Genomic DNA, 25,549 nt, shown 5'->3' on the forward strand with positions numbered 1-25,549 from the left:
GGAGGGTGTGGGAGAGTAGGACACCGCCGGACACACCGTAACAGGGCCAGGCCCCGCCGACGACGGCGGGGCCTGACCCCTTTAACACCACCCCACCCCGCTACACACCCCCTTGCACCCCGGACAGCAAGCCGCGCGGATTGTCCTGGGCTGCCTCGGGTGGACTGCCGGGCCGGGCGGTAAAGTCGAATGCACGGGATGCGATTCGCACTAGAATTGATCGGGACATTTTTTACTGGTGTCCTGATAACAGATCCATAGCGACGAGCGACTGCAATTTGACCCCGTTGGTCGGCTCACGACGAGAGGAATCAACAGCCATGTCAGAGCACAACGACGGAGGCCAAGGCCGCGGTTCTGGTGGTCACGGCGGCGGGCGCGGCAGATCCTCAGGCGGTGCATACCGCCCCACCAGCAATTCAGGTGGTTCTCCTCGCGGTTACCGGTCGCGTGAAGGCCGCACCGAGGGCGGCGGTTACCGCCCGGATCGGCGCGGTGAGGGCGAGCGGGGCGATTTCCAGCGCGGTGGATACCAGGGCCGGGAAGGTCAGCGCGGCGGTGCTGAAGCCCGTGGCGGCTATCGGCGCGGTGAGGGCGAGCGGGGCGATTTCCAGCGCGGTGGATACCAGGGCCGGGAAGGTCAGCGCGGCGGTGCTGAAGGCCGTGGCGGCTATCGGCGCGGTGAGGGCGAGCGGGGCGATTTCCAGCGCGGTGGATACCAGGGCCGGGAAGGTCAGCGCGGCGGTGCCGAGGGCCGTGGCGGCTATCAGCGCGGTGAAGGCAGGACGCCGGGTTACGACCGGCGCACGGACGGCCAAGGCCGCGGCGGCAGCGGATTCGGCCGCGAAGGCGAAAAGGGTGAGTATCGCGGCAGGCGCGAGGATGCCCAGCGCGGCGGTTTCCGCCGGGAAGGCCAGACCGGTGAGCGCGGCGGCTTCCAGCGTCGGGAACAGCGCGATGATCGCCGCTTCGACCGGGGGGCCTCCGCCGGACGCCCGGAACGCGGACGGCCCGAGCGCAGGGGCACCGATTCCGGTTCCGGTTTTGGCGGGGACGATCGCCGGCGGGGCGGACGCGGATTCGAGCCGCGCGGTGAGCGCTCTTTCGATCGCCGTGGTGAACGCGGTGAGCGCAGTGAGAATGCAGACCGCGGGTACCGCGGTGACAGGGGATCCGAGCGGCGGCCATATCAAGGCCAGCCGCAGGACGGCCGTCAGCACCGTGGCCAGGAACGTCACGGCAAGCCGTACCGGGGCAGGCCAGGCGAGGAGTCGGTGTCGGAATCGGTTGAGACGGCTGCACCGCAGCATGGGACCGCAGCTGACCTGCGCAGCTCCAACCGGCCGGAACGCCCGCGTTCGCCGGAAATCGACGAGGACGTAACCGGCTCGGAGTTGGACCGTGCCACCCGGGCGCAGCTGAAGACGCTGGAATCCCGCAGCGCGGAATGGGTGGCCAAGCATCTGGTCATGGCAGGCCGGCTCATCGATGAAGAGCCGGAGCTGGCGTTCCAGCATGCGCTGGCGGCGAGCCGGCGCGGTGGCCGAATGGCAGCGGTCCGTGAAGCCGTTGGGGTCACCGCCTATGCCGCGGGCCACTACGGTGAGGCTCTTCGGGAATTCCGTACCTTCCGCAGGATCAGTGGCTCCAATGTCCATCTGCCGACCATGGCTGACTGCGAACGCGGCCTGGGGCGGCCGGACAGGGCCCTGGATCTAGTCCGTTCGGAGGACGCGGCGGAACTTGATTCCGCCGGTCAAGTCGAACTGGCGATGGTTGCCTCCGGTGCACGTGCCGATCTTGAGGAGTACGAAGCCGCAGTGACCGCGCTGGAGATTCCCCAGTTGGACCGCAACCGGGCCTTCTCCTTCAGCCCGCGGCTGTTCAGGGCCTACGCCGATGCGCTCGAAAGGGTTGGCCGCGCCGATGAGGCGGGCCAGTGGCGGCGCCAGGCGTTGGTTGCCGAGAAGGCGCTGGGAGTCGGGGATTTCGCGGAACCGGAGATCATCGACCTGGTCGGTGATGAGGAGGAGCCGCGGAAGCCGCGTTCCTCTGAACCGCAGGGCGGCGCACCGCAGGGCGGCGGGGAAAGCACAGCAGAAGCACCGGACGAACCGGGCGGGGAGGCAGCAGCCAAGGCCCCAGCGGAGCAGGACGAAACCGCGGAACCGGAATCTGCTCCGGAACCGGAGCCGACAGGCCCGGACTCGGCCGGTCCGGACTCGGCGGAGGACACCGGGCGGACTGATGACTGAATCCGGCTCGGTACCGTCTGCGTCCGCAGGCATGCTCATTTCCGGGTACGACGCCGTCCTGGCCGATCTGGACGGCGTCGTCTACCGGGGGCCGCATGCCGTTCCCGGGGCTGCCGAAGCACTGGAACGGCTGGCGGAGGTCGGCGTGGCCCTGGCTTACGTGACCAACAATGCTTCGCGCTCCGCCGAAGAGGTTGCGGCACACCTGCGGGAACTCGGGGCGCCGGCTACCGCGGAGCAGGTCTTCGGATCCGCCCGGGCGGGAGCGGCGCTGCTGGCCGGGCATGTGGCCGCCGGTGCCAAGGTCCTGGTCACCGGCAGCGCCGAGCTTGCCGAGCAGATTCGGGCGCACGGGATGGAGCCGGTGCACTCTGCCCTCGATCAGCCGGAGGCGGTGATCCAGGGCTTTGATCCCGGTCTGGGCTGGAGGGACCTCGCCGAGGCATCGTACGCGATCGCCGCCGGCGCCTTCTGGGTAGCCACGAACACCGACATGTCCATTCCACAGGCGCGCGGCATTGCACCCGGCAACGGTTCCCTCGTTGCGGCGGTGCGGGCCGCAACCGGCCGGATACCGCTGGTGGCGGGCAAGCCCGAAGCGCCGCTGTTCAAGACGGCGGCAGGCGGCCTTGGCGCGCGCCGGCCGCTGATCGTGGGGGACCGGCTGGACACGGATATTCTTGGCGGCACCAACGCCGGGATCGATACCGCCGCGGTGCTCACCGGCGTCGATACGGTGGAAACCATCCTGGCTGCACGTGCCGCCGAGCGTCCGAAGTACCTGCTGCAGGATCTGGGCGGCCTGTACGAGCCGTATCCGGAGGTTGTCGAAGCCGGCGGGATCTTCCGCTGCGGCGGATCGGCCGCCCGGGTGGCTGACGGCGTCGTTATGCTGGAAGGCGGGCGCGGGGACCTGGACACCTGGCGTGCGGCATGCGCGGCCTGGTGGACGGCCACCCCGGGGGCGGAATCCGCCCGTCTGCCGGAAATCGAGGGTTGACGCAAGGACAGGCAGATGACGACCGGAGACGAAGAGCCGCAATCGGCCGCGGCGTACTGGCCGGAGGAGATGGAAGCCACCGGAAACCCCGACGTTGACGCGATTATGGCGGCGCTGGCGGAGGTGCCGGGCCTGCCGACACAACAGCACGCAGCCGCCTACGAGCAGCTCCATGACCGGCTGCTGGCCGAGCTCGACGCGGAATCCGACTAGCCGCTGATGACCCGCCTGGACCAGGAACTTGTCACCCGCGGCCTTGCCCGCTCACGTACACTCGCCGCGAAAATGATCGCCGCCGGCCGTGTCAGCTCGGCCGGAACCGTGCTGCAGAAGGCCTCGGCCTCCGTCAGCGCGCACACGCCCCTCGAGCTGGCCGCGGAGACCGGACCGGAATATGTCAGCCGGGCTGGACACAAACTGGCCGGCGCGCTGGCGGCCTTTCCCGAGGTCAAGGTTGCCGGACTGCGGTGCCTGGACGCCGGCGCCTCGACCGGCGGGTTCACGGATGTGCTGCTTCGGGCGGGAGCCGGGCACGTCGCCGCCGTCGATGTGGGGCACGGACAGCTGGTGGAAGAACTGCGGACCGATCCCAGGGTGAGCGTCTACGAGGGCATGAACGTGCGCTATTTGACGCCGTCGGACATCGGTGGACCTGCCGACCTGACCGTGGCGGACCTGTCCTTCATCTCGCTGACGCTGGTCCTTGAGCCGCTGGCCACGGCCACGCGCCGGGGCGGAAACCTGCTGCTGATGGTCAAGCCGCAGTTCGAGGTGGGCCGGGAACGGCTCGGCAGCACCGGGGTGGTGACCTCGGGAAGTGAACGACGGCGGGCGGTTGCCCAAGTGGTCCGCGCGGCGCTTCGGCTGGGGCTGCAGGTGCGCGGGATCGCGCGCAGCCCCCTGCCCGGCCAGGACGGCAACGTGGAATTCTTTATGTGGATAGTTGTGCCATTGTCACAGGCCGCACCTAGGATCGAAGGTGGGCTGGAGGAAGAGGTCTCCCGGGCACTTGCCTGCTTCACCGGAGACTGGGGCGGTACCGGAGGCAGCGTCAATGGCAGCGGAGGAGCGTAAATGAGCAGACGGATTCTTGTCCTGGCCCACACCGGCCGGCAGGACGCCATGGCCGCGGCGCATGAAACCTGCACCCAGCTCCACACCGCCGGCCTGGTCCCGGTGATGCGCCGCAAGGAACTGGAGAACATCCAGACGGTCTACGGCATCCTCACAGCGCCCACGGAAATCCTCGATGAGGATGTGGAGCTGGCAGGTGTGGACCTGGGCATGGTCCTGGGCGGCGACGGCACCATCCTGCGTTCGGCGGAGCTGGTCCGGGACGCCGGGGTGCCGCTGCTGGGGGTCAATCTGGGCCACGTCGGCTTCCTGGCCGAAAGTGAACGGGCGGACCTCGCCCAGACCGTGGAATGGGTGGTCAACCGGTCCTACACCGTCGAGGAACGCATGACCATTGATGTCAAGGTCTGGTTGGACAAACAGCTGATCGCCCACACCTGGGCGCTCAACGAGGCCGCCGTGGAAAAAGCCAACCGGGAACGCATGCTGGAAGTCGTTATGGAAGTGGACGCCCGGCCCTTGAGCTCGTTCGGCTGCGACGGTGTGGTCATGGCCACCCCCACCGGTTCCACGGCCTATGCCTTCTCCGCCGGCGGTCCGGTGGTCTGGCCCGAGGTGGATGCCATGCTGCTGGTGCCGATCAGCGCCCACGCCCTGTTCACCAAGCCCCTGGTCGTGGCGCCGACATCGGTGCTGGCCGTGGAGGTGCTCTCACGCACCGGCGCGGGCGGCGTGCTGTGGTGCGACGGCCGGCGCACGCTGGAGCTGCCGCCGGGCGCACGGATCGAGGTGACCCGTTCGGACATACCGGTCCGTCTGGCCCGGACCCATCCAACGCCCTTCTCCGAACGGCTGGTCCGCAAGTTCCAGCTGCCGACTCAGGGCTGGCGCGGACCGGTCACCCACGGCGACGCGGCGGCGGCCAAGACGACGCAGATTCCCGCGATCGAACCGCTGCACACTGTTGAACCGCACCACTTGGCGCCGGCACCGGAGGACGGGCCGGTCGAGGCGCCGAGGTCCGAGGAGGAAGGGCGCACCACGTGATTGAGGAAATCCGCATCCGGGACCTGGGCGTCATCGCGGACGCCACCCTGCCGCTTGGCCCGGGCTTCAGCGTCGTCACGGGCGAGACCGGCGCGGGCAAGACCATGGTCGTTACGGCACTGGGGCTGTTGCTTGGCGCCCGTTCGGACGCCGGTGCGGTCCGTGTCGGGGCCAAGTCCGCGGTCGCGGAGGCCGTGGTCCGCGTCCAACCGGACGGCCCGGCCGCCCGGCGCGTGGCGGAGGCCGGCGGGGACATCGAAGAGTACGACGGCGGCGCGGAGCTGATGCTGGCCCGTACCGTCAATGCGGATGGCCGCAGCCGCGCCCATGTGGGCGGGCGCGCCGCTCCGGTCGGCGTCCTCGCCGAGGTGGGCGAAGAGCTTGTGGTGGTCCATGGCCAGACGGACCAGCTGCGCCTGAAGAGCGCCGTGGCCCAGCGCGAAGCGCTCGACAAATACGCAGGAGCCGGGCTCGCGGAGCTGCTGGCTCAGTACCGCCGCGGCTTCGACCGCTGGCGCGCCGCCTCGGCGGAGGTCGAGCAGCTGCACCGGGATGCCCGGGAGCGGCTGCGCGAGGCGGAATCCCTCCAGACCGCGCTCGAGGAGATCGACGGGATCGACCCGCAGCCCGGGGAAGACGAGCAGCTGAAGACCGAGGCCGTGCGCCTGGGCAATATCGAGGAACTTCGGGCGGCAGCGCTGCTGGCCCACCAGGCCCTGGTCGCCGAGGAGTACACCGAATCGGGGGACGCGACGTCCCTGGTCGATGCGGCCAAGCGGACGCTGGAACAGGCCGGGGGGCATGATCCCCAGCTGGCCGCGGCTGCCGAACGCCTGGCGGAAGTGGGTTATATCCTGGCGGATGTGGCGGCGGAACTCTCCAGCTACAGTGCTTCCCTGGACAGCGAGGGACCGGAGCGGCTGGCCGAAGTCGAAGCGCGGCGGGCGGACCTGGCCAAGCTGGTGCGCAAGTATGCACCGTCCATCGACGAGGTCCTTGAGTGGAGCGCTGCCAGCCGGACCCGCCTTGACGAGCTCTCGGATGATTCGACCCGGATCGAACAGCTGGAGCAGGAAATCTCCGCCCTTGAGGAGCAGTTGAAGGAGCAGGCCGCAGAGCTGACCGCGCTGCGCAGCCAGGCGGCCGGGGAGCTGGGGCAGCGGGTCAGCGATGAGCTCTCCGCCCTGGCCATGGCCGCTGCGACGCTGGTGGTGCAGGTGGAGCCGACCGGTGAACTCATGGCCCACGGTTCGGATGACATCTCCTTCCTGCTGCAGCCCCATCCCGGAGCTCCGGCCCGGCCTCTGGGCAAGGGTGCATCGGGCGGTGAACTCTCCCGCGTCATGCTGGCCATCGAGGTGGTGCTTGCCGCCGTCGATCCCGTGCCGACTTTCGTCTTCGACGAGGTCGATGCGGGCGTGGGCGGCAAGGCCGCCGTCGAAATCGGCCGCCGGCTGGCCATACTCGCCCGCCACGTCCAGGTCATCGTGGTAACGCACCTGCCGCAGGTCGCGGCCTTCGCAACCCGGCACATCCGGGTCATCAAGACCTCCCCCAAGGGCGGCGACGGGCAGGGGGTCACCGCCAGCGACGTGTCGGTCCTCGACGATGCCGAGCGGGTCAAGGAACTGGCCCGGATGCTGGCTGGGCAGGAGGATTCCAGCTCGGCCCGGGAGCATGCGCGCGAACTGCTCGAGGATGCCCGCGCGCTGTGGGAGGATGGAGCATCGGCTCAAGAAATTACCGCGCGTCAGTAACCGAACCGCGTGTGCGGTTCACCACGATGCATAAACGAGGGCGGTCCCGGCGGCGGGGAAGCCCGTGAAGATGATAGGCTCGAATTCCGTGGTGCAGCGATCAATTTCCCGATTTTCCAAGTCCCCCCAGCCAACCAAGCATATTTTCGTCACCGGCGGTGTAGCGTCTTCGCTGGGAAAGGGGCTGACGGCGTCCAGCCTCGGCCATCTCCTGAGGTCGCGCGGCCTGTCCGTGACGATGCAGAAGCTGGATCCCTACCTGAATGTGGATCCGGGCACGATGAACCCCTTCCAGCACGGCGAGGTTTTCGTGACCGACGACGGCGCCGAAACGGACCTGGACATTGGCCATTATGAGCGGTTCCTGGATGAGAACCTCGATGCCTCGGCCAATGTGACCACCGGCCAGGTGTACTCAGCGGTCATCGCCAAGGAACGCCGCGGCGAGTTCCTCGGCGACACGGTCCAGGTGATCCCGCACATCACCGACGAGATCAAGCACCGGATGCGCCTGGCGGCTCAGTCCAAGAAGGCCCCGGATGTCATCATCACCGAAATCGGTGGCACTGTCGGCGATATCGAATCCCAGCCGTTCCTGGAGGCGGCCCGCCAGGTCCGCCAGGACATCGGCCGTTCCAATGTGTTCTTCGTGCACGTTTCCCTCGTGCCCTACATCGGCCCGTCCGGCGAACTGAAGACCAAGCCGACGCAGCATTCCGTGGCCGCGCTGCGCTCGATCGGCATCCAGCCCGACGCGATCGTCATCCGTTCGGACCGCGAGGTCCCCGAGGCCATGCGGGAGAAGATCGGCCGCATGTGCGACGTCGATTCGGATGCCGTCATCGGCTGCCCGGACGCGCCGAGCATCTACGACATCCCCAAGACGCTGCATGCACAGGGCCTGGACGCCTACATCGTCCAGGCACTGGACCTGAAGTTCAAGGACGTCAACTGGACCAAGTGGAACAAGCTGCTGGAAGCCGTCCACAACCCGGACCATGAAGTCGAAATCGCGCTGGTCGGCAAGTACATCGATCTGCCTGATGCCTATCTGTCCGTCAGCGAAGCGCTGCGTGCCGGCGGCTTCGCCAACAAGGCGAAGGTCAATATCCGCTGGGTGCCTTCCGACGACTGTGACACTCCCGCGGGAGCGTCCACGGCGCTGGACGGCGTGGACGCGATCTGTGTGCCCGGCGGCTTCGGCATCCGCGGCCTGGAAGGCAAGCTGGGCGCCTTGAAATTCGCCCGGGAGAACAAGCTGCCCACCCTGGGCCTGTGCCTGGGCCTGCAGTGCATGGTGATTGAATATGCCCGCAATGTCGTGGGCCTGGCGGGCGCGTCCTCCAGTGAATTCGACCCGGACACCAAGTACCCGGTCATCGCCACGATGGAAGAGCAGTTGGAAATCGTCGCCGGTGAAGGGGATATGGGCGGCACCATGCGGCTGGGACTCTACGAAGCAGCATTGACTGAGGGGTCCGTGGTCGCGCAGACCTACGGCACCACGAAGGTCAGCGAACGCCACCGCCACCGTTATGAGGTCAACAACCAGTTCCGCGACCAGATCGGCCAGGCCGGACTGGTGTTCTCCGGAACATCTCCCGACGGCAAGCTGGTGGAGTTCGTCGAGCTGCCGAAGGACGTGCATCCGTACTACGTGTCCACCCAGGCGCACCCTGAGCTCAGCTCGCGTCCGACCCGGCCGCACCCGCTGTTCGCCGGCCTGATCGCGGCCGCACTGGCGCACCAGAAGGGTGACCGGACCTCCGGGCGGCCCGCGGGCCGGGCTCCGAAGGCCGCAACGCCGCAGAAGGCGAAGGCCTAGGCCATGGCCCGGCTCACCCGTGACCAGTCCAGCGGCGACCAGCCGGGCAGTTTCGCCGATGAGCAGAGCCCCCGGCGGCTGATCCGTTCCGGCATCGTCTACCAGGGGCGCATCTGGAATGTGGTCCAGGACAAGTTCCGGCTGACCGAGGGGGCGGAGCCCCTGGTCCGCGATTACATCAAGCATCCGGGCGCCGTCGCCGTCGTCGTCTTGGACGACGACGGCAAGGTGCTGCTGCTGCGCCAGTACCGGCAGCCGGTACGCATGGCGCTGTGGGAGGTTCCGGCCGGACTTCTGGACGTGGACGGCGAGGATTTCGTGGCCGCTGCCGCCCGGGAACTGGCGGAGGAGGCCGACCTGGCCGCCGCCGAATGGAACGTCCTGGTCGATTTCTTCAATTCGCCGGGATCCTCCAGCGAGGCCATCCGGATTTATCTGGCCCGCGGCATCAGCCCGGTCCCTGAAGCGGAGCGGCATGTCCGGACCCATGAAGAAGCGGAAATCGAGTTTCAGTGGGTGGAGCTGGAAGACGCAGTGCGCGCTGCCCTTGAAGGGCGGCTGCACAATCCGTCGGCCGTTGTCGGTGTCCTGGCCGCGGCCGCAGCCAAGCGGGACGGCTTTGCCAACCTTCGTCCAGCGGATGCGCCGTGGCCGGAACACCACAGCCAGCACCACCTGTGGCCGGCCGGGACGGCACTGCAGGACTAGTCGATGACGGCAGACCCCGGTGTCCGGGAGACTTCGGCGGCACCGTCCGCGCTCCGGTCCTCCGAACTCGGCAGGGCCATTGGCGACTATCTTCAGCACATGGCCGTGGAGCGCGGACTGGCCGCCAATACGTTGGCGGCCTACCGCCGGGATCTGCTGCGGTACCTGCGTTTCCTGGCCGCCCGCAACATATCCTCAGTCAACCGGATCACCCGGCACGATGTGACTGCCTTTGCGCAGGCGCTGGCGGACGGGGCGGACGGAGCCGCCGCGCTGAGTGTGCGGTCCGCGGCCCGGACCATCGTCGCCGTCCGCGGACTGCACAGATTCTGGGCGCTGGAGGGAATCAGCACCGCTAACCCGGCCAGCGATGTCCATCCGCCGATGCCGGGCAAACGCCTGCCCAAAGCGATCTCCGTTGCCCAGGTGACGCGCATCCTCGAGGCCGTCGGGACGGATACACCGTCCGGCCTGCGGGACCGTGCCCTGCTGGAGTTCCTCTATTCCACGGGCGCGCGCATCAGCGAGGCCGTCGGACTCGACATCGACGACCTTGCAGCCGGGGCGGAGCAGACCGCAGCGGCCGGTGACGCCGGCACCGACGGCGGTCCCGCCGTCGTACGTCTTTTCGGCAAGGGCTCCAAGGAGCGGCTGGTGCCGCTGGGCTCCTATGCGGCCAAGGCGATTGACGACTACCTGGTCCGCGCCCGGCCCGGCCTTGCCGCCAAGGGCAAGGGGACACCGGCGCTCTTTCTCAATGCGCGGGGCGGCCGGCTGAGCCGCCAGAGCGCCTGGACCATCCTCAAGGCCGCCGCAGGCAAGGCGCGGATCACGCAGGACGTGTCCCCGCACACCCTTCGGCATTCGTTCGCGACGCACCTGCTGGAGGGCGGAGCGGATGTACGCGTCGTCCAGGAACTGCTGGGACACGCTTCGGTGACCACCACGCAGGTCTACACACTGGTCACCGCGGAAACCCTGCGGGAGGTCTATGCGGCCGCCCACCCCAGGGCACTGGGCAGCCCGGCTGAGCGGTAACACCCTACACTGGCTCCATGACTCCGAAGACGGTTCCGAAGGCGGTTGTCCTGTGCTTCCTGCTCCGGAATACCCCGGACGGCGGCCGGCAGGTCCTGCTGGGCCATAAGAAGACCGGCTTCGGCACAGGAAAGATCGTGGGGCCCGGCGGCAAGGTGGAGCCGGGGGAATCTCTGGCGGAAGCGGCCAGCCGCGAACTGCAGGAGGAAACCGGGATCAGGGTACAGCCGCGGCACTTACGGGAAATGGGCGCTGTGCTCTTTGAATTTCCCAGCCGGTCCGAGTGGGACATGCATGCCACCGTCTTCGTCGGATGGCGCTGGTCCGGCGAGCCCACGGGCTCCAGCGAGATCGATCCGGAGTGGTTCGACGTCGGCCGGCTGCCGGTGGAGCAGATGTGGCAGGACGCCGAGCACTGGCTGCCCCGGTTCCTGGCCGGCGAGCGGTTCAACGTCCGCATCACCCTGGCCCAGGACCATGAATCGGTGCTGTCGGCGGTCTATACGTAGGGCCGCTCCCGCTGGCGCGGGAACGGCCCTTGCATTTTTTGTGGCAGTCAGCTAGGACACGTGGCGCTCGTCGTGGCCGTCGTAGACGCTCAGCGGACGGATCAGCGAGTTGGCTTCCAGCTGCTCCATGATGTGGGCGGTCCACCCGACAATGCGGCTGGCGACGAACAGCGGCGTGAAGGTCTGCGTGTCGAAGCCCATCAGGTGGTAGGCCGGCCCGGCAGGATAGTCCAGGTTCGGCTGGATGTTCTTGCGCTCGCCCATGGCCGCTTCCAGCGCTGCGTAGAGTTCGGCAAGGTCCGGACGGTTGTAGTGCGCGATCATCTTGTCCAAGGCAGCCTTCATCGTCGGCACCCGGGAATCGCCGTGCTTGTAGACACGGTGGCCGAAGCCCATGATCTTCTTCTTGCTGGCCAGCGCGTCCTCTAGCCACGCCTTCGCATGGCCGGCAAGATCGCCGCCCTTCGCGGAGGAGATGATCTCCTCGAAGGTGTGCATGACGGCTTCATTGGCTCCGCCGTGCAGCGGTCCCTTCAGGGCGCCGATGGCTGCGGTGACGGCGGAGTGGAGGTCGGAGAGCGTCGAGGTGACCACCCGTGCGGTGAACGTGGAGGCATTGAAGGAATGCTCCGCGTACAGCACCATGGATACCTTGAAGGCCTCCACCACGTCCGGGGCCGCCTCTTCGCCAAAGGTCATGTAGAGGAAATTGGCCGAGTAGTCCAGATCCGCGCGGGGCGGCACCGGGTCCTGGCCGTGCCGGCGGCGCTGGTCGTAGGCCACGACGGCGGGCATCGCCGCGAACAGGTCCATCGACTTGGTCAGGTTGGCCTCGGCCGTCGAATCCTCGGCCAGCGGATGCCGGGCGCCAATGACACTGGCGGCGGTGCGGCAGACGTCCATCGGGTGGGCCGTCGCGGGAAGGGCATCGATGACCTGCTTGACCACCGGATCGAGCGCGCGGCCGGCGCGCTCGACCTTCTGGAAGGCGGCGAGCTGTTCCTGGTTGGGCAGCTCACCGTGCCACAGCAGGTACGCGACCTCCTCGAAGCTGCACTTCGCTGCCAGCTCCTGCACTGGGTAGCCGCGGTAGAGCAGCGAATTGGTTTCCGGGTTGACCTTCGAGATCCGGGTCGTATCGACGACAACTCCGGCCAGGCCCTTGCGGACTTCGATTGTTTCGGCGTTCATGGGACTTCCTTGTCTGTTATCGAAAGTTCTGGCTGTCGATCAGGCTGCCTGGATGGCTGCCACATCAGTGGGTACCGGGTACCTGGAAATTGAACACGGACGTATCAAAGCGGTTGTATGCCTCATAATCCACCAATTCGTACAAACGCGCACGGGTCAGCATATTCTCCACCTGGGGCTGCTGGGTACCTTCGGCCTTGAGTGTGTCCAGGGTACGTTCGGCCGCGCCCATGGCCATGCGCAGCAGCGTCACCGGGTAGATGACCATATTGACCCCCACGGAAGCCAGCTCCTTGGCGGTGAACAGCTCGCTCTTGCCGAACTCGGTCATGTTGGCCAGGATCGGCACCTCGACGGCGTTGCGGATGGCCTCGAATTCGCCCAGGTCCCGCATTGCCTCCGGGAAGATGGCGTCCGCGCCGGCGTCGACCAGGGCCTTGGCCCGGTCCTGTGCGGCCTGCAGGCCATCCACCGCACGGATGTCGGTGCGTGCCATGATCAGGAAGTTGGGATCCCGGCGCGCGTCGGCCGCGGCGCGGATCCGTTTGGTGGCAGTGTCCAGGTCGACCACGTTCTTGCCGTCCAGGTGCCCGCAGCGCTTGGGGTTGAACTGGTCCTCGATGTGGCAGCCGGCCAGGCCTGCGTTTTCCAGTTCCTGGACGGTGCGGGCCACGTTCATCGGCTCGCCGAAGCCGGTGTCCGCGTCCACCAGGGCCGGCAGGTCGGTCATCCGGGCGATCTGGCCGGCGCGGGTTGCCACTTCGGTCAGGGTGGTCAGGCCGATGTCCGGCAGGCCAAGGTCATTGGCCAGGACGGCGCCGGAAATGTAGACACCGTCGAAGCCCTTCTCCTCGATCAGCCTGGCCGAAAGCGGGTTGAAGGCGCCCGGGAACTGGAGGAGTTCGCCGGAAGCGAGTCCGTCCCGCAGCGTCCGGCGCTTCTGCTCCGGGGTGGTGTGGGCGTAGAGCATCTAGAACAGCCCCTTCGGTCCGGCGGCCAGGTCGATGACGCCGGGTTTGGCAGTAATGTTGAGCCCGTCCAGCTCGCCGGCGCTCAGCTCAGGCAGCCGCTGGACGGTGTCCAGGAAGCGCTCGATTTCCGCCGGTTCCACCAGGCCCTCGGCCAGGGTGCGGAACTTGCTGATGTACTGTTCGCGGGCGAAGGGCCGGGCACCCAGCGGATGGGCGTCCGCTACGGCGATCTCCTCGACGACGGTGGAACCGTCGGTCAGGGTGATTTCCACGCGCCCTCCGAAGGCCTTCTCGGCCGGGTCCAGCGAGTGGTACCGGCGGGTCCATTCGGCATCCTCTTCGGTGCTGACCTTCTGCCACAGGTCCACGGTGTCCTGGCGTCCGGCGCGCTCCGGAGTGTAGGAGTCGACATGGTGCCAGGCACCGTCCTGCAGGGCCACGGTGAAGATGTAGGGAATGGAATGGTCCAGCGTCTCGCGGGAAGCGGTCGGATCGTACTTCTGCGGGTCGTTGGCGCCGGAGCCGATCACATAGTGCGTGTGATGCGAAGTGTGGATGACAATGCTCTTGACGTTGGCCGGGTCCGCGAGTTCCGGATGCTCGCGGTGGAGCTTGCGGGCCAGGTCGATCCAGGCCTGGGCCTGGTATTCGGCGGAATGCTCCTTGGTGTACGTGTCCAGGATCGCCCGCTTGGCTTCGCCGGGGGCGGGCAGCGGAACCTCGTAGGAGCCTTGCGGGCCGTCCAGCAGCCAGGCGATGACGCCGTCTTCGCCCTCGTAGATCGGGGTGGGGGAGGTCTGCCCGCGCATGGCGCGGTCCACTGCCTCGACGGCCATCTTGCCGGCGAAGGCCGGTGCATGCGCCTTCCAGGTGGAGATTTCGCCCTTGCGGGACTGGCGGGTGGCGGTGGTGGTGTGCAGGGCCTGGCCGACCGCCTGGAAGATGGTTTCGGCGTCGAGGCCCAGCAGGGTGCCGATGCCGGCGGCCGCCGAGGGACCAAGATGGGCCACATGGTCGATCTTGTGCTTGTGCAGCGAGATCGACTTGACCAGGTCCACCTGGATTTCGTACCCGGTCGCGATGCCGCGGATCAGGTCCCGGCCGCCGGCGCCGACGTGCTGGGCGACGGCAAGGATCGGCGGAATATTGTCCCCGGGGTGGGAATATTCGGCGGCGAGAAACGTGTCATGGTAGTCCAGTTCGCGCACCGCAACACCGTTGGCCCAGGCCGCCCACTCGGGGGAGACCCGCTCCGTGATGCCGAAGACGCAGGCGCCCTTGCCGTTGGTGGTCGGTGCGTGGGTCAACGCCTGGGCCCGGGCGGCGACGATCGGCGCGCGCTGCAGCGAAGCGACCGCGACGGAGGCGTTGTCGATGATCCGGTTGATCACCATGTCGGTTACGTCGTCGGCAACCTCGACGGGGTCGGCCGCAACCTCGGCGATCTTCCACGCCAGTTGATCCTTGCGGGCCAGGTTTTCTTCGCTGCGGTAGACGCGCACGTGGTGGTTCACAGTCATGAAGCTGTCCTTTCAGATGATGCTGTATCAGGTTCGTTGCCCGCCGGCTGGGGGCTGAGGTTCCGGGTTCCGCGCAGGTGCTCGAGGCTCTTGTGCAGATGGATGGCGGTGGCCGCGCTGGCCAGCGGCCCGTCCCCGCTGGCGATCGCCTCGGCGATGGTTGCATGCTCGTTCGCCGCGGCAAGCAGCCGGCTGGGGTTGTCCTTGGCCAGCCGCCGCACCCGCACCAAGTGCAGGCGCAGGTTCCGCAGGGCCTGCTGCAGATAGGAGTTCGCCATGGCATCGTCCACTGCCGAGTCCAGTCTTTCCACCAGGTCGTAGTAGTCGTGGCGGCTCGGATCGTCCTGCAGCAGCGACGCAGCGTCCAGGAACTCCTCCCGGAGCCGGCGGAAAACCTCGGGATTTCCGCGCCGGGCCGCCAGGTTCGCGGCCTGGCATTCGAGTGCCTGCCGCAGCTCGAAGAGTTCGCTGATGTGCTCCAGTGAGATATCGGTCACGACGACGCCCCGTCCGCTTTGCGGTCTGGCCAGGCCGTCCGCCGTCAGCCTGGCCAGCGCCTCGCGCAGGGGAGTGCGGGAGACGCCAAGCCGCTCGGCTTGCTCCACCTCCCCCAGGACGGTGCCCGGGGGCAGGCGCCATTCGACGATGTCTTCCCGAAGCGCCCGGTAGGCGCGGTCGCTGGCCCGCATTGGCCCTCCCTCCGTAGTGCTCCGCACTGATCGTCTTCCCTTCGATTGTATACATCCGCCCGCTTCCGGCAACCCTTTTTCTTGAAAAGATTGGAAAGTCAACGGCTTTGTGTATACAAACATCTTGCCCTACTCTTCACTCCGGCGCTAGTATGAGCTGCATCACGTTACCGTCGCGCGGAGGGCATTATGGGACCGGCTAAAGGCCGCAGCTACCGGGATTGCTACGAGCAGAGCATGGAGGATCCGGAATCCTTCTGGCTCTCGGCCGCCTCATTGGTGGACTGGGATGCCGCGCCGCGGCGGGCCCTCGATGACAGCAGGGCGCCGCTCTACCGCTGGTTTCCCGACGGGCGGCTGAACACCAGCTTCAATGCCTTGGACCGCCACGTCGCGGCCGGCCGCGGTGGTGCCACTGCGCTCATCTACGATTCTGCGATGCTGGGCATCCAGCGCCGGTACAGCTATGCGGAACTGCTGGCCGAGGTGGAGACGTTCGCCGGCGTCCTGGCCGGCCTGGGCGTCGGGCACGGCGACCGTGTGATCATCTACATGCCGATGATTCCCGAGGCGGTGATCGCCATGCTGGCCACGGCGCGCCTTGGCGCCATCCATTCGGTGGTCTTCGGCGGTTTCTCCCCGCGCGAGCTGGCGGCGCGGATCGACGATGCCCGGCCCGCCGCCGTCGTCACCGCAACCGGCGGCATGGAGCCGGGCCGGCGGATCGAATACCTCCCGGCCGTCGCCGAGGCGCTGGCGCTGGCCGTGCATCCGGTGGCGGACGTTGTGGTGAAGGCCCGGAAGGGCTTCGCCCATTCGATTGAGGAGGTCGCCGGCGGGGCGGGACAGCAGGGCGCGCGCTGGCATGACTGGGACACGCTGGCGGCCGGGGCCGCGCCCGCCGGTCCGGTCAGCGTCGCCGCCACCGATCCGCTGTACATCCTGTACACCTCCGGCACCACAGGTGCGCCCAAGGGCGTGGTGCGGGACAACGGTTCCCACGCGGTCGCGCTGGCGTGGTCCATGGCGAACATCTACGGCGTCGGCCCCGGCCAGGTGATGTGGACCGCCTCCGACGTCGGCTGGGTGGTGGGCCACTCCTACATTGTCTACGCGCCGCTGCTGGCCGGAGCCACCACGGTCCTGTACGAGGGCAAGCCCGTGGGCACGCCGGACGCGGGCGCCTTTTGGCGGGTGGTCCAGGACCATCAGGTGGACGTTCTGTTCACCGCGCCCACAGCGCTGCGCGCCATCCGGAAGGCGGATCCGGATGCCCTGGAACTGGAAAAGTACGACGTCGGCAGCCTCCGGACGCTGTTTGCAGCGGGGGAGCGGCTGGATCCGGAGACCTACGCGTGGATCTCGGCCGCGCTCGAGGTTCCGGTGATCGACCACTGGTGGCAGACCGAGACCGGCTGGGCGATCTGCGCCAATCCGATTGGCCTGGAACCGCTGCCGGTCAAGGCGGGTTCGCCCAGCGTGCCGGTGCCCGGCTACCGGCTGGGCATCGTAGACAGCGCCGGACAGGCGGTCCCGGCCGGAACCGAGGGCAACATCGTCATCCGGCTGCCGCTGCCGCCGGGCACCCTGCCCACGCTCTGGGACAATGACGAACGGTACATTTCTTCCTACCTGAAGGTCTTCGAGGGCTGCTACACGACGGGCGACTCCGGGTATATGGACGAGGACGGCTACGTCTTCGTCATGGGCCGGACGGACGATGTGATCAATGTGTCCGGCCACCGGCTTTCCACCGGGGCCATGGAACAGGCGGTCGCCGCCCATCCGGCCGTGGCCGAATGCGCCGTCATTGGAGTCGCCGATGAACTCAAGGGCCAGCGGCCCAGCGGCTACGTGGTGCTCAAGGCCGGGGCGGACATCGCCGAGGAGGACCTGCGGGCGGAACTGGTGGCCCTGGTGCGGAGCCGTATCGGCGCGGTTGCCGACTTCAAGGACGTCCGCGTGGTCCCGGCGCTGCCGAAGACCCGCTCCGGCAAGATCCTGCGCAAGACCATGCGCCAGATGGCGGACGGCGACAGCTACACGGTGCCGTCGACCATTGAGGACGCCTCGGTGCTGGAATCCCTGGCCCGCGTGCTGCGCGGCTGACGGTCACCGCCGCCAGCTGTATTCGAATTCGGGGCGTCCGCGGGTGCCATAGCGGGGCGACCGCAGGACGGACTGCTGGTCGGCCAGATGCTCCAGGTAGCGCCGCGCGGTGACACGGGAGATGCCCAGCTGCTCCGTGACCTCCACGGCCGAAACCGGCCGGCTGCTCTGCTGGAGCAGTGCGATGACACTGTTGAGGGTTTCCTCGCCCAGACCCTTCGGCATCGCCGCCTGGCCCGGGGCGCGCAGCGCGGCCAGCGCCTTGTCCACCTCCGCCTGGGTGGTGGCGGCGGCCTGCCGGTCCAGGCTCTCGCGGAAGCTCCGGTAGTGGGTCAGCTTCTCGGCGAAGGCCGCGAAGGTGAAGGGCTTGATCAGGTACTGGGCGACGCCGGCGCCGATGGCCTGGCGTACTACCGGCAGCTCGCGGACCGCCGTCACGGCGATGATGCCCACCGGCAGGCCGGCACCGCGGATCCGCCGGATAATGTCCAGGCCGTGCAGATCGGGCAGGTTCATGTCCAGCAGTATCAGGTCGACGTCGGCCGCACGGGGGCCGGCCGCTTCCTTCGGGCGTCCCAGCCCGAGGCGGGCCGTGGCCTCGGATCCGGTCCGGGCGATGCCGGCGACTTCGAAGCCGTCCATCCGGCGGACATATTCGGCATGGGCCTGGGCGGTGAGGTCCTCGTCCTCCACGACAAGGACACGGATCGGTTCGCTCACTTTGTCTCTTCGCCTCTGCCTTTGCTGTTTCGGGGATGGAGCGGCAGCCGGACGGTAAAGACCGCGCCGGGGGCGTTCTCGATGTAGAGCTCGCCGCCCATCCTGCTGACTGACTGGCGGACCAGGGCCAGGCCGACGCCCCGCCCCTGGGGGCCTGGTTCCTTGGTGCTGAAGCCCAGGTCGAAGACCCGCTCCCGCAGTTCGGGGTCGATTCCGGGGCCGCTGTCTTCCACCATGATCTCAAGCGTGGCGTCTGCCGTCAGGAAATCGATCGCGACCTGCTTGGCAGCCGAGCCGGCCGCCGCGTCGAAGGCGTTGTCCAGCAGGTTGCCCACGATGGTGACGAGCTCCGCGGGATCGAGCCCGGCGTTGCCCAGGGTGTCCTGCCCCAGGTCTCCGTGGCCGCTGATGCTGAGCTCGATCCCGCGTTCGTTGGCCTGCGCGGCCTTGCCCATCAGCAGTGCGGTGAGGAACGGTTCATCGACGGCGGAGACCACCTCGTCGGTCAGCTGCTGAGAGTGCTGCAGGTCCCGTGCCGCGAATTCGCGCGCCTCGTTGCCGCGCCCGAGTTCAATCAGGGAAACGATGGTGTGCAGGCGGTTGGAATGTTCATGGGTCTGGGCCCGCAGGGCCTCGGTGAACGTGCGCATCGTCTGCAGTTCGCCGGTGAGGGCCTCGATTTCCGTGTGGTCCCGCAGCGTCGCGACGGTCCCCTGCGGTCTGCCGCCCGATGCCGACGGCATGGCCTCGGCCTGGCTGACAATGAGTACGCGGTCCTCGGTCACATGGACTTCATCCTGGGCACTCCGGCCGGACAGGAACAGCTCCTTGAGGGAAGGCGGCAGCGGGAGCGGCTCGACCGCAGCGGCCGGCGCATTGGGTTTGCGCAGCGGGAGGTTGAGCAACCGGGCCGCCTGGTCGTTGTAGAGTGCCAGCTGGCCGGCGGGGTCCACCAGGGCAAGGCCCTCGCGCACCGAATGCAGCAGGGCGTCGTAGGAGATGAAGATCCGCGCGAGCTGTTCCGGCCCCCAGCCCAGGGTCACCCGGCGCAGGTACCGGCTGAGCAGCCAGGAAACCAGCGCGGAGGCGGCCATCACCGCCAGCGAGAGGGCAATGACGAACGGCAGCCGCGCATTCATGGCTACCGAAACATTGGTCACCGTCACCCCGGCGGCGACCATCGCCACCACCTCGCCGGCTGCGCCGCGGACGGGGACAATGGCCCGCACAGATGGCCCCAGGGTACCGGCGAACACCTCGGTGAACGGCTGCCCGGCCAGGGCCTGTTCGATGGAGCCGATATACGGGCGGCCAAGTTCCTCGGGATCGGGATGGGTGAACCGGGTCCGGTCCGGGGCCATGATCGTAATGAAATCCACGCCGGCATCCTGCATGACCTTCAGGGCATAGGGCTGGAGTGTTTCCGAGGGGGATGGCTTCTGCACCTCGGCAACAACAAACGGGCTGTCCGCGAAGGCGGTCGCGATGGAGAGCATCCGCTGTTCCGCCCGCGCGTAATTCTGGCTGCGGGCATCGATGAACAGCGCGGCGGAGACTACGGCCGTCAACAGCGCGATGAAGATCAGCTGGCCCACCAGGAAACGGCGGGCGATGCTCCAGCTTTTCATGGCTCTACTTTAGGCGCCGGCAGGGCCGCCAATGTGGCGCGGCGAACATTATGAACGCAATAGTGATTCCGCTCACCCGCGTGCCGCACCATGGGTGTCAGCTATCCATCAGCCGTTTCGAAGGAGAAACCAATGGCTTCCACGCCGCAGGTGCCCGCAGATACCGCCGCAGGCCCGAACATGACCCGCAACATCAAACCGCGGACCAAGAGGGACAAGACCCATTTCCTCTACATCGCGGTGATTGCCGCCGTCGTGCTCGGTGCCGTCGTCGGCCTGGCTGCCCCCGAGTTCGCGCAGTCCCTCAAGCCGATCGGCACAGGGTTCATCGCGCTGATCAAGATGATGATCGCCCCGATCATCTTCTGCACGATCGTCCTCGGCGTCGGTTCCATTGCCAAGGCGGCCACTGTCGGCAAGGTCGGCGGTCTGGCCCTGGGCTACTTCATGCTGATGTCCACCTTCGCGCTCGGTATCGGACTGGTGGTCGGCAACCTCATCCACCCGGGCGAAGGCCTGGACATCGCCGGCTCCACCTATGAGGTCGAAGGCTCCGGGGAAGAGGCGCGCGGCACCGTCGACTTCCTGCTCGGCATCATCCCCACGTCGCTGCTGTCCTCGCTGACGGCCGGAAGCATCCTGCAGACCCTGTTCGTGGCGCTGCTGGTCGGCTTCGCGCTGCAGAAGATGGGTCCGGCCGGCGCGCCGATCCTCAAGGGCATCGGCCACATCCAGGCGCTGGTGTTCCGCATCCTGATCATGATCATGTGGCTGGCTCCCATCGGCGCCTTCGGAGCCATTGCCGCCGTCGTCGGCGCCACGGGTGTGCAGGCGATCGTCAGCATGGCGACCCTCATGGTTGCCTTCTACATCACCTGCGCGCTGTTCATCGTGGTGGTGCTCGGTACGATCCTGAAGCTGGTCACCGGCGTGAACATCTTCAAGCTGATGAAGTACCTGGGCCGCGAATACTTGCTCATCTTCTCCACCTCCTCCTCGGAAGCAGCACTGCCGCGGCTGATCGCCAAGATGGAGCACCTGGGCGTGTCCAAGCCGGTCGTCGGTGTGACCGTGCCCACCGGCTACTCCTTCAACCTGGACGGCACCGCCATCTACCTGACCATGGCGGCGCTGTTCGTCGCCACGGCGATGGGGACGCCGCTGGAACTGGGCGAGCAGATTTCCCTGCTGGTCTTCATGATCATCGCGTCCAAGGGTGCCGCCGGCGTCACCGGCGCCGGCCTGGCCACCCTGGCCGGCGGCCTGCAGTCGCACCGGCCGGACCTGGTGGACGGAGTTGGCCTGATCGTCGGCATCGACCGCTTCATGTCTGAGGCCCGCGCGCTGACCAACTTCACCGGCAACGCCGTGGCCACACTGCTGATCGGCACCTGGACCAAGGAAGTCGACCGTCCGCGGGTCACCGATGTCCTGTCCGGCCGGATGCCTTTCGACGAGGGCACGATGAATGCGGACCATGGACACGGTGCAGCGGTGGGGGCCGCTCCGGATGGCGAAGCCTTGCCCGCCTCGGTGGCCGAGGACAAGTCCGACGACGGTAAGCGCCTTGTGGGGGCCGGCATCAACTAGGCGGCGCTCAGCCACAGCCGAGCGGCTGGAGATGGATAGAACAGATAGAATGGCGTGGCCGGTACCCGGACGGGACCGGCCACGCCTGCCGTGTTAAACCGCCGGCAGCCAGGCACTTTCACCCTCAGGTTGAGGGTCAAGGCTCGCCGCCGCATTCAGGGATCGGCAATCGGCCACGGTAACGTTGAACAGAACATGCACGATGACGGAAGCTGGGATAAATACGTGAGCAGCGAACAGAGTTCAGCAACTCTGCAGGAAGCGGACGATGCAGTCGTGGGCCCCACCGGGCGCCCGCTGACTGAATTTCCCGAGCCGCCGGTCCTGGCCGCGCACGGCCCGGCCCGGGTCATCGCCATGGTGAACCAGAAGGGCGGAGTCGGCAAGACGACATCCACCATCAACCTGGGCGCGGCCCTGGCCGAAGCCGGGCGCAAAGTCCTGCTGGTGGACTTCGATCCCCAGGGCGCTTTGTCCGCGGGGCTGGGCGCTAACCCGCACGAACTGGACCTCACCGTGTACAACGTGCTGATGGACCGGAAGGTGGATGTCCGCGAGGCCATCCACGCGACGGAGATCGAGAACATCGACCTGCTTCCGGCTAACATCGACCTGTCCGCGGCAGAGGTCCAGCTGGTGAATGAGGTGGCGCGCGAACAGGTCCTGGCCCGGGCCCTGCGCAACGTCGAGGACCAGTACGACGTCATCCTCATCGACTGCCAGCCATCGCTGGGCCTGCTGACGGTCAACGCCCTGACCGCCGCCCACGGCGTGATCATCCCGCTGATCTGCGAGTTCTTTGCACTGCGTGCCGTGGCGCTGCTGATGGAAACGATCGAAAAGGTCCAGGACCGGCTGAATCCGCGGCTGCAGCTCGACGGTGTGCTCGCCACCATGTACGATGCCCGCACGCTGCACGCCCGCGAGGTCATCGGCCGTCTGGTGGAGGCGTTCGGGGACAAGGTTTTCGAGACGGTGATCAAGCGGACCATCAAGTTCGCCGATGCCACCGTCGCGGCCGAACCGATCACCACCTACGCCGGCAATCACTCCGGTGCGGACGCGTACCGCCGTCTGGCCAAGGAACTCATCGCCCGCGGCGGAGCCCCTTGATCCTGAGAGTCCGTGGCTGAAACGGAGTCCGGAGAGCGGCAGCCGGCCGGGTTCGAAGTCCGGCTGGATAACTTCAGCGGTCCGTTCGACCTGCTGCTGGGGCTGATCGCCAAGCATGAGCTGGACGTCACGGAGATTGCGCTCGCACAGGTGACCGACGAGTTCATCTCCTACATCCGCCGGCTCCAGGACCTGGGCCAGGAATGGGCCCTGGACGAGGCCAGCGAGTTCCTGGTGATTGCGGCGACGCTGCTTGATCTGAAAGCGGCCCGACTGCTGCCGGCGGGGGAGGCTGAAAGCGACGAGGACATAGCGCTCTTGGAGGCCAGGGACCTGTTGTTTGCGCGGCTGCTGCAGTACAAGGCGTTCAAGCAGATCGCCGCCGTGCTGGGGGACCGGCTCGCCGAAGAAGGCAAACGGTTCCCGCGCCAGGCCGGGCTGGAGCCGCAGTTTGCCGCGCTGCTGCCCGAACTCATCTGGCGGACCACACCGGAGCAGTTCGCAGCACTGGCCGGGCAGGCGCTCAAACCGAAGGAACCGGCTCCGACGGAGGTTGGGCTGGACCACCTTCACGCGCCGCCGGTGAGCGTCAAGGAGCAGGCTGATGTACTCGGCGCCATGCTCGCCCCCGGCGCGGCCTTGAGCTTCCGCCGGCTGACCGCCGATGCCGGGGACACGATGGTGGTCGTCGCGCGTTTCCTGGCGCTGCTGGAAATGTTCCGCGACGGCGTGGTGGCCTTCGACCAGGCGTCGCCGCTGGGCGAGCTGAAGGTCCGCTGGACCGGGTCCGGAACCGGCTGGACGAGCGCCGGGCTGAGCGAAGAGTTCGAGGGCGGAGGGAACACTGACACGACAACCGACACGACAGCGGAGGGACCGGATGACTGAACGCATCGCGGAGCAGGAGCTGCGCACCGACGGCGGGGACGCAGAGCTGGACGCCGTTCCGGGCGGCGCCAAAGCCGCGGTGGAGGCTGTGCTCATGGTCGTCGACGAGCCGGTCACCGACGTCGAGCTGGCGACGGCGCTGGCCCTGCCCGTTCCCGAGGTGCAGGACCTGCTGGCCCGGCTGCAGCGCGAGTACGACGGCTATACTGATCAGGATCAAGCCGAGGAAGCCGGCCGTCCGCTCCGGGAAATCCAGCCACGGGGGTTCGAGCTGCGCAGTATCGCCGGCGGGTGGCGGATTTTTTCCCGCTCTGACTTCGCCCCCATCGTTTCCCGCTTCGTCATGGAAGGCCAGACCGCGCGCCTGACCCATGCGGCGCTGGAGACGCTGGCAGTCATCGCGTACCGGCAGCCCGTTTCGCGGGCCCGGGTTTCCGCCATCCGCGGAGTGAACGTGGATTCCGTGGTGCGCACACTGGTGCAGCGCGGCCTGATCGAAGAGACCGGAACCGATCCGGAAACCGGTGCACTGCTGTACCGGACAACGTCGTATTTTCTGGAAAGATTGGGTATTGGAAGTGTTGCCGAGCTGCCCCAGCTGGCGCCGCACCTTCCCGGGCTCGAAAATCTCGCCGATTTTGACGACACCATGTACTGACCCGCTAGCTGTAAGGACATTCAATGACTCAGGCGCCCCGCTCCGGATCCGGCCGCAACAACCCCCGCGGTGGACAGCGGAGGGCCGGCGGCCCCGGCGCATCCTCCGGCGGCTACAAGAGCGGAAGCTCCACTGGTGGGAACTCCAAAGGCAGGGGCTTCAGCGGCGGGAGCCCGCGTGGTGCGGATTCCGGCGGCGCCGGTGAGCGCGGCAGGGGCACCTCCGGGAAAGCATCGGCCGGGCAGGAAGCCCATGGGCGGCAGGATTCGTACGGACGCAAGGAATCCTACGGGCACGGCACCGAATCCCGGCGCTCGTCCAAGGGCGCAGGTTCGCGTGCCGCCGGTTCCAAGGGCGCCGGTTCCAAGGCTGGCAAGGCAGACGTGGACAAGACAGGCGCAGCCCGGGGCGGTCCCGCCCAGCAGTCCGGCGCCCGGCCGTTCGGCAACGAACGGTTCGGCCGGAACCTTGGTCCGGTCCGCCGTCGTCCTTCGAAGCCACGCACGGCGCCGGTCCAGTCCGAGCTGCACGATCCGGAGGGCGTGCGCCTGCAGAAGGTGCTGGCCGGTGCCGGTGTTGCATCCCGCCGGGTCTGCGAGGAGCTGATCGAAGCCGGCCGGGTGGAGGTCGACGGCCAGGTGGTCCGTGAACTGGGCGTGCGGATCGACCCGCAGCGTTCTGTGATCCACGTGGACGGCATCCGCATCCAGCTCGACGAGACCCTGGTCTACTACGTCTTCAACAAGCCCAAGGGCGTGGTCTCCACCATGGAGGACCCCGAAGGGCGCCCCTGCATCAGCGACTTCCTCAAAAACAAGGGGGAGCGTCTGTTCCATGTCGGCCGGTTGGACGTGTCCACGGAAGGCCTGCTGCTGCTGACCAACGATGGCGAGCTCACCAACCGGCTCACGCACCCCTCCTACGAGGTGCCGAAGACCTACCTCGTCCAGGTCCGGGGACCCATGGCCCACGGAATTGGGGCACGGATGCGCGAAGGCATCGAACTGGAAGACGGCATCGCCTCCGTCGACTCCTTCCGGCTGGTGGACTCTACCCCGGGCCACGTGCTGGTTGAGGTGGTGTTGCACTCCGGAAAGAACCGGATCGTGCGCCGCCTGTTTGACGCGGTCGGACACCCGGTGGAGCGGCTGGTCCGGATCAAGATCGGCCCCATTTCGCTGGGGGACCAGCGGCAGGGCACCGTGCGCGCGCTCGGGCGCCACGAGGTCGGCCACCTGTTGGCCGCGGTGGGAATGTAG

The 25,549-nt window shown here is 67.5% G+C and carries 23 protein-coding genes; 16 read left to right on the top strand and 7 right to left on the bottom strand.

What is annotated here, in order from left to right; genetic code table 11:
• Nucleotides 1-419 precede the first annotated feature (419 nt).
• Nucleotides 420-1,238, bottom strand: coding sequence for a hypothetical protein (locus AC5RWU_RS03410; protein ID WP_494036902.1), 819 nt, complete (start codon nt 1,236-1,238; stop codon nt 420-422).
• A gap of 36 nt (nt 1,239-1,274) precedes the next feature.
• Between AC5RWU_RS03410 and AC5RWU_RS03415 the strand changes: the two genes are divergently transcribed.
• The 10 genes from AC5RWU_RS03415 to AC5RWU_RS03460 all read left to right on the top strand — a co-directional run bounded on the left by AC5RWU_RS03415 (nt 1,275) and on the right by AC5RWU_RS03460 (nt 11,213).
• On the top strand, nt 1,275-2,255 hold the full coding sequence (locus tag AC5RWU_RS03415; RefSeq protein WP_494029448.1) for a hypothetical protein: 981 nt from the start codon (nt 1,275-1,277) through the stop codon (nt 2,253-2,255).
• Nucleotides 2,248-3,255, top strand: coding sequence for an HAD-IIA family hydrolase (locus AC5RWU_RS03420; RefSeq protein ID WP_494029447.1), 1,008 nt, complete (start codon nt 2,248-2,250; stop codon nt 3,253-3,255). The genes AC5RWU_RS03415 and AC5RWU_RS03420 overlap by 8 nt, the downstream gene beginning before the upstream one ends.
• Nucleotides 3,256-3,270: 15 nt before the next feature.
• Nucleotides 3,271-3,468: a hypothetical protein gene (locus AC5RWU_RS03425; RefSeq protein WP_494029446.1), complete on the top strand. Its 198-nt coding sequence runs from the start codon at nt 3,271-3,273 to the stop codon at nt 3,466-3,468.
• A 6-nt stretch (nt 3,469-3,474) separates the two neighbouring features.
• The gene (locus AC5RWU_RS03430) at nt 3,475-4,329 is read left to right on the top strand and encodes a TlyA family RNA methyltransferase (RefSeq protein WP_494029445.1); all 855 of its coding nucleotides are present in this window, start codon (nt 3,475-3,477) and stop codon (nt 4,327-4,329) included.
• The gene (locus AC5RWU_RS03435) at nt 4,330-5,376 is read left to right on the top strand and encodes an NAD kinase (protein ID WP_494029444.1); all 1,047 of its coding nucleotides are present in this window, start codon (nt 4,330-4,332) and stop codon (nt 5,374-5,376) included.
• Nucleotides 5,373-7,133, top strand: coding sequence for a DNA repair protein RecN (recN, locus tag AC5RWU_RS03440; protein WP_494029443.1), 1,761 nt, complete (start codon nt 5,373-5,375; stop codon nt 7,131-7,133). Before AC5RWU_RS03435 ends, recN begins: the two co-directional genes overlap by 4 nt.
• Nucleotides 7,134-7,203: 70 nt before the next feature.
• Nucleotides 7,204-8,958: a CTP synthase gene (gene pyrG / locus AC5RWU_RS03445; protein WP_494029460.1), complete on the top strand. Its 1,755-nt coding sequence runs from the start codon at nt 7,204-7,206 to the stop codon at nt 8,956-8,958.
• Between the two features lie 3 nt (nt 8,959-8,961).
• Nucleotides 8,962-9,666 (top strand): NUDIX domain-containing protein, encoded by a 705-nt coding sequence (locus tag AC5RWU_RS03450; protein ID WP_494029442.1) that lies wholly within the window; start codon nt 8,962-8,964, stop codon nt 9,664-9,666.
• A gap of 3 nt (nt 9,667-9,669) precedes the next feature.
• On the top strand, nt 9,670-10,704 hold the full coding sequence (gene xerD / locus AC5RWU_RS03455) for a site-specific tyrosine recombinase XerD (RefSeq protein ID WP_494029441.1): 1,035 nt from the start codon (nt 9,670-9,672) through the stop codon (nt 10,702-10,704).
• 17 nt (nt 10,705-10,721) lie between these two features.
• On the top strand, nt 10,722-11,213 hold the full coding sequence (locus AC5RWU_RS03460; RefSeq protein WP_494029440.1) for an 8-oxo-dGTP diphosphatase: 492 nt from the start codon (nt 10,722-10,724) through the stop codon (nt 11,211-11,213).
• Between the two features lie 51 nt (nt 11,214-11,264).
• Here the strand turns inward: AC5RWU_RS03460 and AC5RWU_RS03465 are convergent, their stop codons facing one another.
• The 4 genes from AC5RWU_RS03465 to AC5RWU_RS03480 form a co-directional block, all read right to left on the bottom strand.
• The gene (locus tag AC5RWU_RS03465; RefSeq protein ID WP_494029439.1) at nt 11,265-12,404 is read right to left on the bottom strand and encodes a bifunctional 2-methylcitrate synthase/citrate synthase; all 1,140 of its coding nucleotides are present in this window, start codon (nt 12,402-12,404) and stop codon (nt 11,265-11,267) included.
• A gap of 64 nt (nt 12,405-12,468) precedes the next feature.
• A complete protein-coding gene (gene prpB, locus AC5RWU_RS03470) occupies nt 12,469-13,374 on the bottom strand; it encodes a methylisocitrate lyase (RefSeq protein ID WP_494029438.1) in 906 nt (301 codons plus the stop codon).
• The gene (locus AC5RWU_RS03475) at nt 13,375-14,895 is read right to left on the bottom strand and encodes an MmgE/PrpD family protein (protein ID WP_494029437.1); all 1,521 of its coding nucleotides are present in this window, start codon (nt 14,893-14,895) and stop codon (nt 13,375-13,377) included.
• The gene (locus tag AC5RWU_RS03480; RefSeq protein WP_494029436.1) at nt 14,892-15,584 is read right to left on the bottom strand and encodes a GntR family transcriptional regulator; all 693 of its coding nucleotides are present in this window, start codon (nt 15,582-15,584) and stop codon (nt 14,892-14,894) included. The genes AC5RWU_RS03475 and AC5RWU_RS03480 overlap by 4 nt, the downstream gene beginning before the upstream one ends.
• Nucleotides 15,585-15,773: 189 nt before the next feature.
• Between AC5RWU_RS03480 and AC5RWU_RS03485 the strand changes: the two genes are divergently transcribed.
• A complete protein-coding gene (locus AC5RWU_RS03485; RefSeq protein WP_494029435.1) occupies nt 15,774-17,693 on the top strand; it encodes an AMP-binding protein in 1,920 nt (639 codons plus the stop codon).
• A 3-nt stretch (nt 17,694-17,696) separates the two neighbouring features.
• On the opposite strand, the gene AC5RWU_RS03490 is transcribed toward AC5RWU_RS03485, so the two are convergent.
• Entirely contained in the window at nt 17,697-18,413 is a 717-nt protein-coding gene (locus tag AC5RWU_RS03490; RefSeq protein WP_494029434.1) for a response regulator, read from the bottom strand.
• On the bottom strand, nt 18,410-20,041 hold the full coding sequence (locus AC5RWU_RS03495) for a sensor histidine kinase (protein ID WP_494029433.1): 1,632 nt from the start codon (nt 20,039-20,041) through the stop codon (nt 18,410-18,412). Before AC5RWU_RS03495 ends, AC5RWU_RS03490 begins: the two co-directional genes overlap by 4 nt.
• 180 nt (nt 20,042-20,221) lie before the next feature.
• Here AC5RWU_RS03495 and AC5RWU_RS03500 point away from each other — a divergent pair, with 180 nt between their 5' ends.
• The 5 genes from AC5RWU_RS03500 to AC5RWU_RS03520 all read left to right on the top strand — a co-directional run bounded on the left by AC5RWU_RS03500 (nt 20,222) and on the right by AC5RWU_RS03520 (nt 25,549).
• A complete protein-coding gene (locus tag AC5RWU_RS03500) occupies nt 20,222-21,631 on the top strand; it encodes a cation:dicarboxylate symporter family transporter (protein ID WP_494029459.1) in 1,410 nt (469 codons plus the stop codon).
• Between the two features lie 225 nt (nt 21,632-21,856).
• Nucleotides 21,857-22,744, top strand: a complete 888-nt coding sequence (locus tag AC5RWU_RS03505; RefSeq protein WP_494029432.1) for a ParA family protein — start codon at nt 21,857-21,859, stop codon at nt 22,742-22,744.
• A gap of 12 nt (nt 22,745-22,756) precedes the next feature.
• Complete coding sequence (locus AC5RWU_RS03510) at nt 22,757-23,632, top strand: segregation and condensation protein A (protein ID WP_494029431.1); 876 nt, start codon at nt 22,757-22,759, stop codon at nt 23,630-23,632.
• Nucleotides 23,625-24,290: an SMC-Scp complex subunit ScpB gene (gene scpB, locus AC5RWU_RS03515; protein WP_494029430.1), complete on the top strand. Its 666-nt coding sequence runs from the start codon at nt 23,625-23,627 to the stop codon at nt 24,288-24,290. Before AC5RWU_RS03510 ends, scpB begins: the two co-directional genes overlap by 8 nt.
• Nucleotides 24,291-24,313: 23 nt before the next feature.
• Nucleotides 24,314-25,549 (top strand): pseudouridine synthase, encoded by a 1,236-nt coding sequence (locus tag AC5RWU_RS03520; protein ID WP_494029429.1) that lies wholly within the window; start codon nt 24,314-24,316, stop codon nt 25,547-25,549.

It is taken from the genome of Arthrobacter sp. B0427-1-12 (assembly GCF_059092905.1).

What these genes read in the sequence shown, in the direction of transcription:
- AC5RWU_RS03420 (WP_494029447.1), top strand. Translation starts at nt 2,248, where the DNA reads ATGACTGAATCCGGCTCGGTACCGTCTGCGTCCGCAGGCATGCTCATT.
- AC5RWU_RS03425 (WP_494029446.1), top strand. Translation starts at nt 3,271, where the DNA reads ATGACGACCGGAGACGAAGAGCCGCAATCGGCCGCGGCGTACTGGCCG.
- AC5RWU_RS03430 (WP_494029445.1), top strand. Translation starts at nt 3,475, where the DNA reads ATGACCCGCCTGGACCAGGAACTTGTCACCCGCGGCCTTGCCCGCTCA.
- AC5RWU_RS03435 (WP_494029444.1), top strand. Translation starts at nt 4,330, where the DNA reads ATGAGCAGACGGATTCTTGTCCTGGCCCACACCGGCCGGCAGGACGCC.
- pyrG (WP_494029460.1), top strand. Translation starts at nt 7,204, where the DNA reads ATGATAGGCTCGAATTCCGTGGTGCAGCGATCAATTTCCCGATTTTCC.
- AC5RWU_RS03450 (WP_494029442.1), top strand. Translation starts at nt 8,962, where the DNA reads ATGGCCCGGCTCACCCGTGACCAGTCCAGCGGCGACCAGCCGGGCAGT.
- xerD (WP_494029441.1), top strand. Translation starts at nt 9,670, where the DNA reads ATGACGGCAGACCCCGGTGTCCGGGAGACTTCGGCGGCACCGTCCGCG.
- AC5RWU_RS03460 (WP_494029440.1), top strand. Translation starts at nt 10,722, where the DNA reads ATGACTCCGAAGACGGTTCCGAAGGCGGTTGTCCTGTGCTTCCTGCTC.
- AC5RWU_RS03465 (WP_494029439.1), bottom strand. Translation starts at nt 12,404, where the DNA reads ATGAACGCCGAAACAATCGAAGTCCGCAAGGGCCTGGCCGGAGTTGTC.
- prpB (WP_494029438.1), bottom strand. Translation starts at nt 13,374, where the DNA reads ATGCTCTACGCCCACACCACCCCGGAGCAGAAGCGCCGGACGCTGCGG.
- AC5RWU_RS03475 (WP_494029437.1), bottom strand. Translation starts at nt 14,895, where the DNA reads ATGACTGTGAACCACCACGTGCGCGTCTACCGCAGCGAAGAAAACCTG.
- AC5RWU_RS03480 (WP_494029436.1), bottom strand. Translation starts at nt 15,584, where the DNA reads ATGCGGGCCAGCGACCGCGCCTACCGGGCGCTTCGGGAAGACATCGTC.
- AC5RWU_RS03485 (WP_494029435.1), top strand. Translation starts at nt 15,774, where the DNA reads ATGGGACCGGCTAAAGGCCGCAGCTACCGGGATTGCTACGAGCAGAGC.
- AC5RWU_RS03495 (WP_494029433.1), bottom strand. Translation starts at nt 20,041, where the DNA reads ATGAAAAGCTGGAGCATCGCCCGCCGTTTCCTGGTGGGCCAGCTGATC.
- AC5RWU_RS03500 (WP_494029459.1), top strand. Translation starts at nt 20,222, where the DNA reads ATGACCCGCAACATCAAACCGCGGACCAAGAGGGACAAGACCCATTTC.
- scpB (WP_494029430.1), top strand. Translation starts at nt 23,625, where the DNA reads ATGACTGAACGCATCGCGGAGCAGGAGCTGCGCACCGACGGCGGGGAC.
- AC5RWU_RS03520 (WP_494029429.1), top strand. Translation starts at nt 24,314, where the DNA reads ATGACTCAGGCGCCCCGCTCCGGATCCGGCCGCAACAACCCCCGCGGT.